This is a genomic window from Bartonella sp. AP331QHHD (assembly GCF_042195905.1).
Lineage (GTDB): Bacteria > Pseudomonadota > Alphaproteobacteria > Rhizobiales > Rhizobiaceae > Bartonella.
Window position 1 is genome coordinate 190,256 of the sequence record NZ_JBHIPG010000052.1, and the last position, 15,790, is coordinate 206,045.

A 15,790-nucleotide genomic window follows, 5' to 3' on the forward strand; every position below is an offset into this window, starting at 1 on the left:
TTGAATACCGCAAGATTCTCTCATTTTAAATCTGTGTCTGTTGGATCAATCAAAATCATTCGTTTATACGTTACAGGCGGGGAGAGTTATATGGATAAAAACTGTACAAGAAAAGACTAAAGATTCCTCTTATGGGCCGTCTCAAGTACCAAGAGTTTTAAGAAACATTAGGGGATGGCAAATATAACGACGGCACAGGCTTATTCAGACACATCTTTTTCGTAAGATATTAGTCTTTTGTGTGGTTTTTTTGTGTGGGGTAACTTGTCTTTTATATTTCATAATAAAAAAGCTTAAAAGAAAAAAGCACTTTCTACATTCAGTGCTCTTAGCTCAACGAGAAAAAGGTTATTATTATAGATAAATTTTGGAGAAATTTTATAATAATACACAGGTCAACTTTTAAAAAATCTTCATAGTATTAAAAAACTTTCAGGCTAAAGTTTCCAACCTTTCTTTTTTTTCTTTTTGCTCAAAACAGCAACAACTTCGACATGTGGTGACCATAAAAATTGATCAATCGGTATGATTTTTTCTACTGTATACCCCCCTGCAACAAGAAGAGATAAATCACGAGCAAATGTAGTAGGATTACAAGAAATTGCCACAACACGTGATACTGTTGTCTTCGCTAATTCACGTACTTGTTGCTCTGCACCAGCACGGGGAGGATCAAAAACAACACTCTCAAAACATTCAAGTTCCTTTACAGAAAGGGGATGTCGGAAAAGATCACGTTTTTCACAAGTGACCGTTTTTAAACCAGTCGCAAAACGTGCTGCTGTATTTAGATTTCTTAATGCATCTTCATTATTTTCTACTGCATGAACATTCATCTTTTTTGCCATACGCAAGGTAAATGTTCCTACCCCTGAAAACAAATCAACAGCATTCTTTGCTTTTTTTAAATGAGTCAAAATAATATTGCCCATTATATTTTCAGCTTCACAAGTTGCTTGCAGAAAACCACCAGAAGGAAATTCAACACGGACATCTCCAAAGTAAATCTCTGGTTTTTCTCGTTCAACCAAAACTTCACCGTCAACAGATAAACGTATAATCCCATATGAAAGAGCAGCACTGATCATTCTCTGACGAAGTGATTCATGGTGTATAATGCAACCGCTTAAAGCAACATCTAAACCATTTTCAACACATGTTATCGTAACATGAAACCGTTTGGCAGAGCTCTTTAGAAAAGCACAGAGCTCTCTGATATTATGCAACTGAGAAATAAGCTCTGGACGGCTTACTGGGCATTCCTCAAGAGCTACAATCTCATGAGAGAGATAACGGTTAAAACCAACTTTTTGCCCCTGTGGGGTCATGGATGCTGTTAGAGTAATCCGCCGTCGGCTATAAGGTTTACATTCTATTAAAGGCGCAACAACATTATTAAGTCCATACTTTTTAAGCGCCTCAACAACCAATTGTTGTTTCCATACGCGATAAGCATCCATATGCCAATGCTGAAGAGTACACCCTCCACATTCTCCAAAATGCTGACAAAGAGTATCAATGCGTTCTGATGATTTTTCTTTTAATGTTATATATGTTGCATATTTTCCATGAACAGTAATTTCAGCACACTCTCCTGGTAAAGTAAAAGGAACAGAAACGAAGCCGTGAGACGTCTTAGCAATACCATAACCATTTGCTCCGATATGATCGATTATGACATTGTCATTCACTCTTGTTTTTCTCCGAATAGTAAATATTCCACGTTGCCATCACCACCTGTAATAGGGGAAGAAATTAAACCTTTTGCACTCCACCCTGTTTGTGTATTTAACCAAACAAAAAGCGCCTCAGCAGTTTCTTTAGCACTTGATGGACTTAATATTCCTCCCTTACTAAAGTGTTTACGACCAACCTCAAACTGAGGCTTTACCAGTAAAACAGCTTGGGCACCCTTCTTGGCTAAAGACAACACGGGAGGCAACGCAAGTTTGAGCGAAATAAAGCTAACATCTGAAACGATAAGATCAATTTCTCGCCCACCTAAATGTTCCTGTTTAAAATCTCTGACATTCAAGCCTTCTAATAACGTTATAGCACTGTTGCCCAATAAACGTTTATCAAATTGATGATGCCCAACATCAACGGCAATGACATGATCTGCTCCACGCTCTAAGAGAACTTGCGTAAAACCACCTGTTGATGCACCAACATCAATGGCTGTCACTTTGTCCGTTACAATTGGAAATGCATCAAGTGCAGCAATCAATTTTAACGCTGCCCGAGAAACATAATTCTGCGCTGGATCACAAACGGTAATCTCTGCATCATCAAAAACGATTTGCCCAGCTTTAAAAACGATTTCTCCGTTAACTTTAACAGTTTGGCGCATAATTGCATCACGTGCGCGTGAACGTGTCGTAAAAAAGTTTTTTTCAACTAAAAAAATATCGAGTCTTTTTCTGGAAGCCATCTCATACTCGAATTTTCTATCCTGTTCGAATCTCGCGTCCCAAAACAGCAAAAACCGTCTTTAAAATACCCATAGCGTCAAGTCCGACACGTGAAAGAACTTTTTCTGGTGAACCATGATTCAAATATTCATCAGGAAATTTTAGTGTACGAACTTTCAAACCATGCTCTAAGAGCCCTTCTTGCGCTAAAAATTGTAATATGTGCGCTCCAAATCCACCGATTGCCCCTTCTTCAATTGTCACCAATACCTCATGCTCACGTGCCAAACGACGCATCAAATCTTTATCTAAAGGTTTTGCAAACCGTGCATCTGCAACCGTTGTAGACAATTCTTCAGCCTCCAACGCATCAGCAGCTTGCAACACTTCTGACATCCGCGTTCCAAAACAAACCAAAGCGATTCTATTTCCTTCACGCAGAACGCGCCCTTTTCCAATTTCTAATAACTCACCACGTTGCGGTAAATCTATACCAATCCCCTCACCACGCGGATAACGAAAAGAAATTGGTCCCTGATCATAAGCTGCAGCTGTACGCACCATATGCATCAGTTCAAGCTCATCAGAAGGTGCCATAACAACAAACTCAGGAAGAGTGGCCAAAAAAACAATATCAAAACTTCCAGCATGTGTTGCACCATCTGCCCCCACAAAACCTGCTCGGTCAATAGCAAAACGTACCGGTAATTTTTGAATTGATACATCATGAATAATTTGATCATAAGCACGCTGTAAAAAAGTAGAATAAATTGCAACAAAAGGCTTATACCCTTCACAAGCAAGTCCTGCCGCAAAAGTTACGGCATGTTGCTCAGCAATACCAACATCAAACATTTTTTCAGGAAATTTTTCCGCAAAAGCATCAAGGCCTGTCCCTGTTGGCATCGCTGCTGTTATGCCAACAATCTTATCATCATGGCGAGCTTCTTCTATTAAAGCTTTAGAAAATACCTTGGTATAGGGTAGAATATTACTTGATGCTTTTACCTGTTTTCCTGTCGTGACATCAAAACGATTAACACCATGATATTTATCAGACGAGGCCTCTGCAGGTGGATATCCCTTTCCCTTATGGGTTACAACATGCACCAAAACAGGACCATTAGGATATTCACGAACATTTTTAAAAACAGGCAATAAATGCCCCAAATTGTGCCCATCTATGGGGCCAACATAATAAAAGCCAAGCTCATCAAATAAAGTTCCCCCAACCAAAAGGCCACGCGCAAATTCCTCTGAACGACGAGCTTTATCCAAAAAAAACTTTGGCAATTTTTCGCTCAACATCTTTACGCGTTCACGCAAATGACGATAAGAAGGACGAGACACTAATCGTGCAAGATGTGCACTCATAGCACCTGTAGGTGGTGCTATAGACATATCGTTATCATTAAGAACAACAATCAAGCGTGCATTCAAAGCACCAGCGTTGTTCATTGCTTCATAAGCCATGCCCGCAGACATTGCACCATCACCAATGACAGTTATGATATTGCGTCTTGTCTCTGCTTTCAAAGCACTTGCCACTGCCATACCAAGCCCCGCTGAAATAGAAGTAGACGAATGCCCCGCCCCAAATGGATCATACACACTTTCTGAACGTTTTGTAAAACCAGATAATCCGCCCTCTTGACGTAATGTGCGAATTTTTTCTCTACGCCCCGTTAAAATCTTGTGTGGATAGGTTTGATGACCAACATCCCAAATAATCCTATCCTCTGGTGTATCAAAAATATAATGTAATGCAACAGTGAGCTCAACAACACCAAGTCCCGCCCCAAGATGACCACCTGTTACAGAAACCGCATCAATTGTTGCGGTCCGCAACTCATCAGCCAACTGTACCAAATCAGACTCAGGTAATGCCCGCAAATCTTGCGGAAAACAAACACGGTCAAGCAATGGTGTTAAGACCTGAGACAAAAAAAATCCTTTCTATTATCTTAACTCAAGAAAACACAATGATAAAAATATATCTTCTCTACTCTTTTATTTACAGTTTTGCATCTTTTTTACTGAAAAATGCTCTTTTCTATTTGAGATGAGCTATAATTTCCTCATTTTTAACTTATTTTATAAAAAAGAAATCAATAAAACTTTCTGTTTATAAACTAAGGTTATTGCTTCTCTTAAGTCCCACAATAAATATCCAAAAAGATTTAAATTATTTAGCATCAAGTGGTTCCACTCCTTCTGGAAAACCTTCTTCTGAAAGCTGGATTTTTTCAACTTTAGCTTCAGCAACTCTTAAGAGTTTTTCACAATGCTTTTTAAGCGCTTCACCGCGTTCATAAATATCAATGGATTGTTCCAAAGGCACATCGCCACGTTCCAAATTTTCGACAATAACTTCAAGTTGCTTAAGCGCTTGCTCAAAGCTTAAGGTCGTAATATCCCCCTCTTGTATCTCTTTTTTCATATGAACCTCAAAAAATATCTGTTCTGGATATACGAACTCCAAAACCTTCCAAACCTACATAATGATGCTCTTTAGAAGCATAAACAATAACAGAGCCTATCCCTAAATATTTTAAAATTTGTGATCCTAAACCAATTTTGCGCCATTCTTCTTCGCGTTCAATCGCCTGCACATGGTTTTCTGAACTGTTTCTTGTCATGTTTTGAATACCAACAGTTGATTGTATAACAGATCCTTCACGCAAATAAATAAATACGCCACGTTTTTCTTTTTCCATCATACGCCGCATCATCACCATAATATCTGAAGTTTGACAAAAAACGTCACTTATAATGTTTTCATGATGTAAATGCACAGGAATATTCTCACCCTCACGGACATCACCAAAAACAATTGCAATATGCTGAACGACTTCCCAAGGGAGTTGATAACTTTGAACAATAGCGGGACCTACGAATGTTTCAATAGGCATTTCTCCAACATGCTTGATCAATATTTCCTTACGTTGGCGGTAAGCAATTAAATCTGCAACCGTTATAATATGCAACCGATGTTCTTGCGCAAATTTCATAATCTGATCGCCATGTTTAACGCTTCCATCATCATTAACTAACTCACCGATAACACCAACCGGCGGCAAATTAGCTAATTTACATAAATCAACAGCAGCCTCCGTGTGACCTGAACGCATGAGCACTCCCCCTTCATGCGCAATTAAAGGAAAAACATGCCCTGGACGAACAAAATCATCCGCACTTGCATTTGAATTCGCAAGATTACGTACAGCTAATGTACGGTCATGCGCTGAAATTCCTGTTGTTATGCCGTGTTTAAAATCAACAGTAACCGTAAACTGCGTCCCATGTGCAGAGTTATTATCTGGTACCATAGGAGAAAGATTAAACCGTTTTGCTTCTTTTTTTGGCATAGGTGTGCACACAATACCTGTTGTGTGACGAAGAATAAACGCCATCTTTTCTTCTGTACAATGCGCTGCAGCAACAGTTAAATCACCCTCATTTTCACGGTCATCATCATCTGTCACCACAACAATTTCACCGCGTTCAAAAGCTTTAAGTGCAGAAACAATTTTTTTTTCATCATACGCCATTGTTCACCTTTTCAATCACCCAACTTGACCGCGATGTCTTAGATAATGGTCAGCAATAGCACAAGCAACCATCGCTTCACCAACAGGAACGGCACGAATCCCAACACATGGATCATGACGTCCCTTTGTTATAACGTCTATATCATGACCATCAACATCAATGGAACGACGAGGTGTTAAAATTGATGAAGTAGGCTTTACAGCAAAACGCGCAACAATTGGCTGTCCACTCGATATTCCCCCTAAAATACCTCCCGCATGATTTGATAAAAAAAGCGGTTTTCCATCATTTCCCATTCGCATTTCATCCGCATTTTCTTCTCCCCTCAAGCGGGCTGCCGCAAAACCATCACCAATTTCCACACCTTTTACCGCATTAATCGACATAAGTAACGAGGCAATATCTTGATCAAGCTTTGCGTAAATAGGGGCTCCTAAACCTGCCGGAACATTTTCTGCAACGATCTCAACAACCGCACCAACAGATGTCCCCTCTTTACGGAGTTTACTGATATAGTCACTAAAAATTTGAACCATCTCTGCATCAGCTGTAAAAAAAGGATTATTATCGACCTCTGACCAATCCCAACGATCACGATTAATATTATGAGGACCAATTGCTATCACTGCTCCTCGTACAATCAAACCAGGAACGATTTTACGAGCAAATGCACCTGCTGCAACACGTGCTGCCGTCTCCCGTGCCGAAGCACGTCCCCCGCCTCGAAAATCACGAATGCCATATTTAATATCATAAGTATAATCCGCATGTCCTGGACGATACTGATGAGCAATTGCTCCATAATCTTGAGAGCGTTGATCTGTGTTTCGAATCAACAGAGAAATTGGTGTACCTGTTGTCACCAATGTCGTTCCATCGTCTTGAACAACAACTCCTGAAAGGACCTCTACTTCATCTGGTTCTCGGCGCTGCGTTGTATATTTTGATTGTCCTGGCTTGCGTTTATCAAGATAAGCTTGAACTTCTGCAAGAGTAAAAATAATTCCAGGTGGACAACCATCAATGACACAACCAAGAGCAGCACCATGACTTTCACCCCATGTTGTTACACGAAACAAATGACCAAATGTATTATGCGACATGAAAAAAGATCCATTTCTCTGTCAAATATATACAACGATAACGTATGTTGTGTGCTATACACAAGACAACTCTTTTCTCCCAAATACTCTTGGACACCTTAAATTTGGTCAAATTACTGCTGTCTAATAAAATCTTATAAACCAAACTTTATTCTTTAACGACAGAAATGTCTGGGGCATCAACTGCTTTCATACCTATGATATTATAACCCGAATCGACATGATGGACTTCGCCGGTAACAGAACGAGACAAATCTGAAAGAAAATAAAGCGCAGAATCACCAACCTCTTCAATTGTTACCGTACGACGTAATGGAGCATTATATTCATTCCATTTTAAAATATAACGAAAATCACCAATACCAGAAGCCGCTAACGTTTTAATTGGTCCAGCAGATATAGCATTAACACGAATATTTTGGGGACCTAAATCTACCGCTAAATATTTCACGCTCGCTTCAAGAGCGGCTTTGGCAACCCCCATTACATTATAATTGGGAACAACCTTTTCTGCACCATAATAGGTTAGTGTCAAGATTGAACCACCATCTGGCATCAATTTTTCTGCACGCTTCGTTAGAGCTGTTAGGGAATAAACGGAAATATTCATCGTCATCATAAAATTTGATTCGCTGATATCAATATAACGACCACTTAATTCATCTTTATCAGAAAAACCAATAGCATGAACTAAAAAATCAAGTTTTCCCCATTTCTTCTCTATTTCTCTAAAGACCGTATCAATAGAGACACTGTCAGAAACATCACAATGTCCACAAACAAATCCCTTTAATTCTTCAGCCAAAGGCTCGACACGCTTTTTCATTGCTTCACCCTGATAGGTAAAAGCAAGCTCTGCCCCTGCGCTACTTGCCGCTTTAGCGATTCCCCAAGCGATGGAGCGATTATTGGCCAACCCCAAAATTAAACCACGCTTACCGTACAATAAACCATTACCCTTAGCCATCAGCACTGCCCCATTGTTACTTAAAATTAGTATTATTCACCTGCCTATGACACAGGTCAACTTTTTCTTCAAGCAATTGGTTTAAAATCAAACAAAAACTACGCTTTTATATATAAAATTTTTAAAATTAATCTTGTTGCATTTGCAAAAACTGTTCTAGTGCGGCGGCATTTTCATCTCCCGGCAACATAATGCGAACATGCACATAAAGATCATCTCTTGTACCATTTTTTAAACGAAGCCCTTTCCCTTTCAACCGTAAAACGCGATCAGAACTTGACCACGCAGGAATCGTTAAAACCACACGCCCCTCCAACGTCTCAACTTCTTCTTTTGCTCCCAAAACAGCATGTTTAAGAGAAACTGGTAAATCAAGATGGAGTGCTTTTCCTTCAACCCGAAAACGAGGATGTTTTTGAATCTGAATGGTTATCAACGCATCTCCTGCTTGCCCGTGAGGTACCTCTTCTCCCTGACCTTTTAAACGAATAGTCTGTCCGTCTTCAATATAATCTGGAAGTTTAATTTTTAACTTTTTTCCATTTGGAAAAACAGCCTCCACCTTTTCTGCGCCAACCATCTGCTCTAATGTTATGGCAAGATTAGCACGAACATGTGCTCCTTGTTGGGGACGGTTATAGTGTGTGGAATTCGAAAAGCTACCTCCTCCTCCAAACAGATCCCGAAAAATATCACTCGCATCAAAACTTGCACCACCTGAAGAGGAAAAATCAAATCCCTTTGCTCTTCCTGAAAAGGGATTTTGTTTATTGCTAAAATTTTCACCAGCACCATAGGCTTGATAAAGCGGTTTTCCTTCCATATCAATTTCACCGCGGTCAAATTGTGCCTTTTTATCTTTATCACCTATAATTTCATAGGCTTGATTAATTTCAGCAAATTTCTCTTTAGCCTTTGTATCATCTTTATTATGGTCTGGATGATATTTCTTCGCTAATCTTCTAAATGCCGATTTAATCTCTTGCGATTTTGCGGTACGTGCCACACCCAGAATCGTGTAGGGATCACGCATATTGCCCTCTTTTCAATTTCTTCGTTTTCAAAATATCAACTGATACGTTGTTCAATATCCCTTATAGCTTCATTAGTCTATTCTAGAGAATAATTTCTTCTTTTCTCTTTATATGTCTATCAATAAACTAAAATACCAGATAAAATGAGACATTTATTTAATATAGCTCCTTGTAGTCTATGCTAAAGTAAAAAATAATTAAACTACCATAGAAATACACGATAGCATTGGCTTTTTGAAAATAAGAAAAAATAGTACTGTAACTTCTTGATGATCAAGTAAATGAGAAAATGCCTCACCCATGCTCACTGATATTTGGAGAAACTATGAGCACAAAAATACCAACAGATGATCATTTTATGAAAATGCAAAAACCTTTTGAACTTTTCGCAAAGTGGCTTGAAGAGGCAACGATAAGTGAAATAAATGATCCGAATGCTATGGCATTAGCAACAGTTGACGAAACAGGACTCCCTAATGTTCGTATGGTTCTCCTCAAAGACTACAGTCCCCAAGGATTCGTCTTCTATACCAATTATGAAAGCTGTAAAGGACAAGAAATTTTAAAATCAATGAAAGCATCCTTAGGTTTTCATTGGAAATCACTCCGTCGTCAAGTCAGAATTAGAGGAATCGTTGAAAAAGTAAGTCAACAGGAAGCCGATGCCTATTTCCAATCGCGACCACGTGGTAGTCGAATTGGTGCATGGGCCTCTAAACAATCTCAACCTTTAGACAATCGTTTTGTGCTCGAAAAAGCAATTGCTCAATATACTGCGCGTTATGCTCTAGGCAATATTCCACGACCACCTTATTGGTCTGGGTTTCGTGTTAAACCCCTTTCTATAGAGTTCTGGTGCGATCGCCCATTTCGTTTACATGATCGTTTGCTTTTTACACGGGATTGTGTTGAACACAGCGATTGGAAAAGACAAAAACTTTATCCCTAATCCTTCAAACTTCATCGTTATGAAGATTTTTTCTTCGCAATAATTAAACAAATATTTTTTATTCGAAAAATTCTAAAAGAAGATGATTTATTCTATTTAAATAGAAGAATTTTATTTTCACTGTAAAGGTTAATTGGTGATATTTTCTACTGTATTGCTTAAAAATAGATTAGCAACAAGCTTATTAAAAAAAACATACTGTATTCAGTAGAAACTATGATTTTAGCTAACTTATTTTTAGACCGCAGGATAAAATATCATCCATATACCCCCACATACTAAACCAGAAAAAATCACAAAACCAATAAGCGAATTAGATTTGAAAAGCCTGAGGCATTGTGAACTATCATCTATATCAATGACTTTAATTTGAATAAACATATGGATACTTGCCACAAAAATCCCCAAAAAACTAAGAACAGGGACTCCAGCTAAATAAAATGCTAGACTAACGAACATCACAAAACCACCATACAAAAATACTAAAGCACGCTTGGTTGCTTTACCAAAAAGAAGAGCCGTAGAACGGACACCAACAGTAACGTCATCTTCTTTATCTTGATGTGCGTAGATTGTGTCGTATCCTATGGTCCACAAAATTGATCCCACATAAAGCAAGATTGGTGCCCAGCTTAAACTTCCAAAGACAACAGCCCACCCCATTAATGCCCCCCAATTAAATGCAACGCCTAAAAAAAACTGCGGCCAATATGTTACGCGTTTCATAAAAGGATAAAATGCAACAGCTATCAATGACGAAATACCTAGAAAAAAACTAAACCTATTAAATTGTGATAAAACGACTAAACCAACAAAACATTGCACAAGGATAAAAACTCTCGCTTGAAACCGACTCACATGACCTGTTGGCAATGGGCGAGAACGTGTCCTTTCTACCTGAGCATCAATTTTATGGTCAATAAGATCATTCCAAGTACATCCTGCCCCTCGCATAGCAATAGATCCCAGAAAAAAAAGAAAAAGATACCAAACCCAATGAAGAAACATTGATAAAAGAGTATCGTAATGCATGTTATAAGAGAAAAAAGCCATTGTTGTTGACCAAAAACAAGGCCACATCAACAATTGCCAACCGATAGGTCGATCCCAACGCGCCAATTGCGCATAAAACCATAAAGAACGGGGAAGGAAGCTGTAGACCCATTGTTTGGAAGATGCATCCATAACCCGTCCTTGGCTATCATAGGACTGAACATGCGCGATATTTTTATTTTTTTTCATCAAATGATTTACCTTTGGTCTTGCGATAGAGACATTTCATTCTTATGAGAAGAGGATGAGATTAATTATCTTTTATGAGAGGAGCAAGCAATGAATATTCTTCTTATTGGCTCAGGTGGACGAGAACATGCTTTAGCATGGAAAATAGCAGCATCACCACTGCTAACAAAGTTATATTGTGCTCCTGGAAATCCTGCAACAACAGAATTTGGTGAAAATATTAATTTGAACATTGATGACCATCCCCTTGTTATTGATTTTTGTAAGGCACATTCTATTGATCTTGTAATTGTAGGACCAGAAGCACCCTTGGTGGCGGGTATAACAGACTCTCTTAATAGCGCTAACATCTGTGTATTTGGTCCTACTCAAAAAGCTGCTCAACTAGAAGGTTCAAAAGCCTTTACAAAAGATTTATGTCGGAAGAATAACATTCCTACAGGAAGTTACCAATGCTTTAATGATGCCTCTAAAGCTAAAGCTTACATTCAGCAACAAGGTGTTCCCATTGTTATTAAAGCTGATGGCTTAGCAGCTGGCAAAGGTGTCGTGGTTGCAACAACTATGGAAGAAGCGTTTAACGCAGTTGATGCCTGCTTCAAAAGTACATTTGGAGATGCAGGAAACAAAATTGTTGTAGAATCTTTTCTTGAAGGTGAAGAAGCAAGCTTCTTCTGCCTTTGTGATGGTAAAGTTGCTCTTCCTTTTGGATCTGCTCAAGATCATAAACGTGTAGGTGATGGGGATACTGGAGCAAACACCGGTGGTATGGGTGCTTATTCACCAGCGCCCATCATGACCCAAGAAATAGTGAATCGTACTCTCAAAGAAATTGTTGAACCAGCTTTAAAAAGCATGAAAGAAATGGGCGCCCCCTTTAAAGGTATTCTCTTCGTCGGATTAATGATAACGCAAAAAGGACCCGAATTAATTGAATTTAACGTACGATTCGGTGATCCTGAATGTCAAGTTTTAATGATGCGCCTCAAAGATGATATTTTGCCAATTTTTCTTGCTGCATCTCAAGGAAAACTTGAAAATAAGCCTCTTCGGTGGTCTGAAAAAACAGCTCTCACCGTTGTTATGGCTGCTAGTGGTTATCCAGACTCTCCCCAAAAAGGTACTGTTATCCGTAACGTTGATCAAGTAAACACTCTTCCCGATGTGAAAGTTTTTCAAGCTGGTACAGTGTTGCGTGATGGAGAACTCATTGCAAATGGTGGACGTGTACTCAATATAACTGCAACAGGAAAAACGATTACGCATGCACAAAAACGTGCTTATGAAGCTGTTGATTGTATTGATTGGCCAGAAGGTTTTGTTCGTCGAGATATCGGATGGAGAGCCGTTGCGCGAGAAAATTAAATCCTTTGAATATTCTTTTTTTACGATTTTCTTATTTTATATAAGAGCATGATACAAAAATTTTCTCACTGTTTTACGTTGACCATAACTTTGAAAAAATAAGTGTGCTTTCCTTTGAACAATCAAATATTGTAAATAGGATATCTACTCATGATAAAATAGGAAAATTTTCTGAATCTGAAGATGTAATATAAAATAATCATTTTACTGTTGTCTTTACTTTAAACGCATTTTCTCATCATTTTTATAAACACTTTCTTTCTTATAAAATCCTGAGGAAAAACGTATATACTATCATTCCTTTTATTTATCGCGTTTTTAGTGAAATTCCGCTTTTACGAAAAATAAAATGCCCAAAAAAGATAGTTATGTTATTCACATACAAATTCTTAAACAATATCTCTCATGCTTATCATTCCCATTTTACGACACTACCTGCAAATAGTATAAATCCATTCTGCCAGCTTTCTGGAATAAAAATAAAAACCTATACCATCATTGTATTTTCCAATTCTCAATATTACGATAACCCTTTCTATCTAAATGATTTTGATTATAAAAGAGAGATGAAATAAGAATATTCTGCAATATTCAAAGCTTTCATTCAACATGGAGAAATGATTTATAAAAAAAATTCAAAAACACTTCCAGTAATCTTCTGGTGTTTTTAATAATGTGGCAAAAACCCAAAATTATACCGCAAAAAAACAGTTTCTATTGTTATGAAAACCGTTTTTACCTCTCTGAAAAAAGCGTTTTACATCATCGATTCCTGCTGCCAATGTATGGTGTCAAAAAACTCTCATTTACAATCATTGACTTTCTCTTTGTTTTCAAGAACCAAAAGTCACACCAAATCCCGTCTGTAAAGGTCTGAATTCTCATTAAGCGGGTTCCTCTTGCTTCCCACTCATATGCTGCACTTACACAAAGACCTACAAGCAAACTTAAGAATATTCGCCATATCTTCTAACAACACTTCATGTGTGAAGTTTACATGCCTTATGTTACCTCCCCAAACAACGATGTTTTACAGCACAACAAGATAAATGCTGACGGTCGTACAAAAATGAATGCATGTTAATTTACTGGAGTGCAATTCGATTCGCAATCACCAAACGCAAGCCTAACGGATTGCTATAACGAAGTAAAAAATGCTTTTGTTTAGAATGTGCTGTTGTAGCAAAAAATCGATGTAAATCAGAACGATCTTTTACAACCAGAATGCGATTATCTTCATTGATCATAAGCATGGGAAGGCCATAAGTATCCGCCCATAACCGCCAATCCAGAAGAACATTATTCAAATCTCTGGAAACCAAAAGCGGTATACAAGCTTCCTCATCGGCATGAAGTAATTCTAATGCAACAGCTCTTTCTCCTGAACGCGTTTTTACGGTACGTGCTGCAATTCCTTGAAAATGATAAGGGGGTATTAAATGCGATAAGCTTGAAGGCATATCCGTTTTAAAAGAAACACCACGCTCATTTAACGAACAAATAACCTGATTACCCGTTTTGGATGAAAAATATGTCGTCGTTTGTGGCAAATGGCACGGATCTAACCGAAATTCAAGCACCGCTTTTGCCTGATTAAAGCATTGATTAGCCATATACATTATCCCAATTTATCTTAAATAACATACACCCTTTAGCAGCTTTTTCTCATTGGATTATTAAAAGTTTGAATAAAAAACAACTGGTTTCTTTTTTGGTTATTAAAATCTAAACAAAAATGCATGATCACCATTCTTGAATTATAATACTTTTCCAGGATTCATTATCCCTAAAGGATCGAGTGTTTTTTTAATCCCTTGCATAATATCCAATGCGACAGGCGATTTAAAAGAACGAAGTTCTTCGCGCTTAAGCTGACCAATTCCATGCTCAGCAGAAAATGCACCTCTATAGTCCACCACTAAACTATGAATGCGATGATTCATTGTTGACCATAACTGCAAAAACACTGTCGTATCAGCTCCTACAGGTTGTGTAATATTATAATGTAAATTTCCATCGCCCATGTGTCCAAAACAAATCACCTGTGCTCCTGGAGCAATATCTTCAACAATGAGCGCTGCCTCAGCAATAAAATCAGGAATAGAAGCAAGTGGGATTGCAATATCATGCTTAATGGACCCTCCTGCTAACTTTTGTGCTGATGATATACTTTCTCGTAATTGCCAAAAAAAATCTTGCTGTTTTAAAGATTGCGCAACAACTGCATCTTCTATCACCGCATTCTTTAAAGCTTCTTCTAAAATAGTACTCAATACCGATAACGCCTCATCATTGCCTTGCAACGATGAAATGTTCATTAATACATACCATTCATGTTTCCGCTGAAGAGGAGGCTTCTCACACATCTTATAATCTAAAGCCATTTGCAAACTGAGATTTCCCATGAGCTCAAAACCTGTCAACATCCCTCCTCCATATTCTTGAGCCAGAGATAAAAACTCTAAGGCCTTCGCCGGACTATATAATCCCACCAAAGCAACAGCTTTTCCTTTTATTTTTGGAAACATCTTCAAAACGGCTGCGGTTATAACTCCCAATGTGCCTTCTGCACCAATAAAAAGATCTTTTAAATCATAACCGCTATTGTCTTTTTTAACAAAACGCAAATCATCTAAAATACGCCCATCCGGTAAAACAACTTCTAAACCAAGACAAAGATCACGCATATTGCCATAAGCTAAAACAGCTGTCCCTCCAGCATTCGACGAAAGATTTCCTCCTACTTGGCAAGAACCTTCAGATGCCAAAGAAAGAGGGAAAAAACGACCTGATTCATCCACTTTTTTCTGTAAATCCTGTAAAATAACACCAGCCTCTACAACAACAAAATTTCCCTCAAGATTTATAGCTCTAATCTTATTTAATCGCTCCATGGATAAAAGAACGCTCCCTCCTCCTTCATCTGGTTGTTGTCCCCCCACAAGCCCTGTATTTCCACCCTGTGGCACAATCGGTGTGCGCGTTTTGCTCGCTAACTGCATAATCGATGAGACCTCTGCGCAAGAAGATGGACGTAAAAGTAAAGGTGTTTTTCCATGAAAAAGCCCACGCTCTTCAAGCAAATACGGTGCAATCAACGCTTGATCCGTTATAGCATGCTTAGCACCAACAATTTCCCTAAACCCTTCAATTAATTCCTGCTCCAT

13 protein-coding genes are annotated in these 15,790 nt (G+C 38.4%); 2 read left to right on the forward strand and 11 right to left on the reverse strand.

Translation table 11 applies throughout. From position 1 onward, the window contains the following. Positions 1-437: 437 nt before the first annotated feature. From ACFIMS_RS06390 to ACFIMS_RS06425, 8 genes are all read right to left on the reverse strand, one after another. Complete coding sequence (locus ACFIMS_RS06390) at positions 438-1,691, reverse strand: class I SAM-dependent RNA methyltransferase (protein ID WP_375638051.1); 1,254 nt, start codon at positions 1,689-1,691, stop codon at positions 438-440. Then, positions 1,688-2,431 carry a TlyA family RNA methyltransferase gene (locus ACFIMS_RS06395; protein ID WP_375613026.1) on the reverse strand — a complete coding sequence of 248 codons (744 nt, stop codon included), beginning with the start codon at positions 2,429-2,431 and terminating at the stop codon, positions 1,688-1,690. Before ACFIMS_RS06395 ends, ACFIMS_RS06390 begins: the two co-directional genes overlap by 4 nt. 16 nt (positions 2,432-2,447) lie before the next feature. After that, positions 2,448-4,355, reverse strand: coding sequence for a 1-deoxy-D-xylulose-5-phosphate synthase (dxs, locus tag ACFIMS_RS06400; protein ID WP_375696503.1), 1,908 nt, complete (start codon positions 4,353-4,355; stop codon positions 2,448-2,450). Between the two features lie 241 nt (positions 4,356-4,596). After that, entirely contained in the window at positions 4,597-4,851 is a 255-nt protein-coding gene (locus tag ACFIMS_RS06405) for an exodeoxyribonuclease VII small subunit (protein ID WP_375611123.1), read from the reverse strand. 7 nt (positions 4,852-4,858) lie between these two features. Then, positions 4,859-5,962 (reverse strand): 3,4-dihydroxy-2-butanone-4-phosphate synthase, encoded by a 1,104-nt coding sequence (gene ribB / locus ACFIMS_RS06410; RefSeq protein ID WP_375688813.1) that lies wholly within the window; start codon positions 5,960-5,962, stop codon positions 4,859-4,861. A 15-nt stretch (positions 5,963-5,977) separates the two neighbouring features. Next, positions 5,978-7,066 (reverse strand): chorismate synthase, encoded by a 1,089-nt coding sequence (gene aroC / locus ACFIMS_RS06415; protein ID WP_375613029.1) that lies wholly within the window; start codon positions 7,064-7,066, stop codon positions 5,978-5,980. Between the two features lie 148 nt (positions 7,067-7,214). After that, a complete protein-coding gene (gene fabI / locus ACFIMS_RS06420) occupies positions 7,215-8,033 on the reverse strand; it encodes an enoyl-ACP reductase FabI (RefSeq protein ID WP_273787904.1) in 819 nt (272 codons plus the stop codon). Positions 8,034-8,160: 127 nt separating this feature from the next. Further along, positions 8,161-9,066, reverse strand: coding sequence for a DnaJ C-terminal domain-containing protein (locus ACFIMS_RS06425; protein WP_375634213.1), 906 nt, complete (start codon positions 9,064-9,066; stop codon positions 8,161-8,163). 326 nt (positions 9,067-9,392) lie between these two features. Between ACFIMS_RS06425 and pdxH the strand changes: the two genes are divergently transcribed. After that, a complete protein-coding gene (gene pdxH, locus ACFIMS_RS06430; RefSeq protein WP_375611119.1) occupies positions 9,393-10,016 on the forward strand; it encodes a pyridoxamine 5'-phosphate oxidase in 624 nt (207 codons plus the stop codon). A 237-nt stretch (positions 10,017-10,253) separates the two neighbouring features. Here the strand turns inward: pdxH and ubiA are convergent, their stop codons facing one another. Next, positions 10,254-11,258, reverse strand: a complete 1,005-nt coding sequence (ubiA, locus tag ACFIMS_RS06435; RefSeq protein ID WP_375634211.1) for a 4-hydroxybenzoate octaprenyltransferase — start codon at positions 11,256-11,258, stop codon at positions 10,254-10,256. Between the two features lie 90 nt (positions 11,259-11,348). On the opposite strand from ubiA, the gene purD reads away from it, so the two are divergent. After that, entirely contained in the window at positions 11,349-12,623 is a 1,275-nt protein-coding gene (gene purD, locus ACFIMS_RS06440; protein ID WP_375638048.1) for a phosphoribosylamine--glycine ligase, read from the forward strand. Positions 12,624-13,708: 1,085 nt separating this feature from the next. Here purD and ACFIMS_RS06445 read toward each other — a convergent pair. Both ACFIMS_RS06445 and ACFIMS_RS06450 read right to left on the reverse strand, forming a co-directional pair. After that, on the reverse strand, positions 13,709-14,236 hold the full coding sequence (locus tag ACFIMS_RS06445; RefSeq protein WP_375696504.1) for a DUF6101 family protein: 528 nt from the start codon (positions 14,234-14,236) through the stop codon (positions 13,709-13,711). A gap of 144 nt (positions 14,237-14,380) precedes the next feature. Further along, the gene (locus ACFIMS_RS06450; RefSeq protein ID WP_375696505.1) at positions 14,381-15,790 is read right to left on the reverse strand and encodes an FAD-binding oxidoreductase; all 1,410 of its coding nucleotides are present in this window, start codon (positions 15,788-15,790) and stop codon (positions 14,381-14,383) included.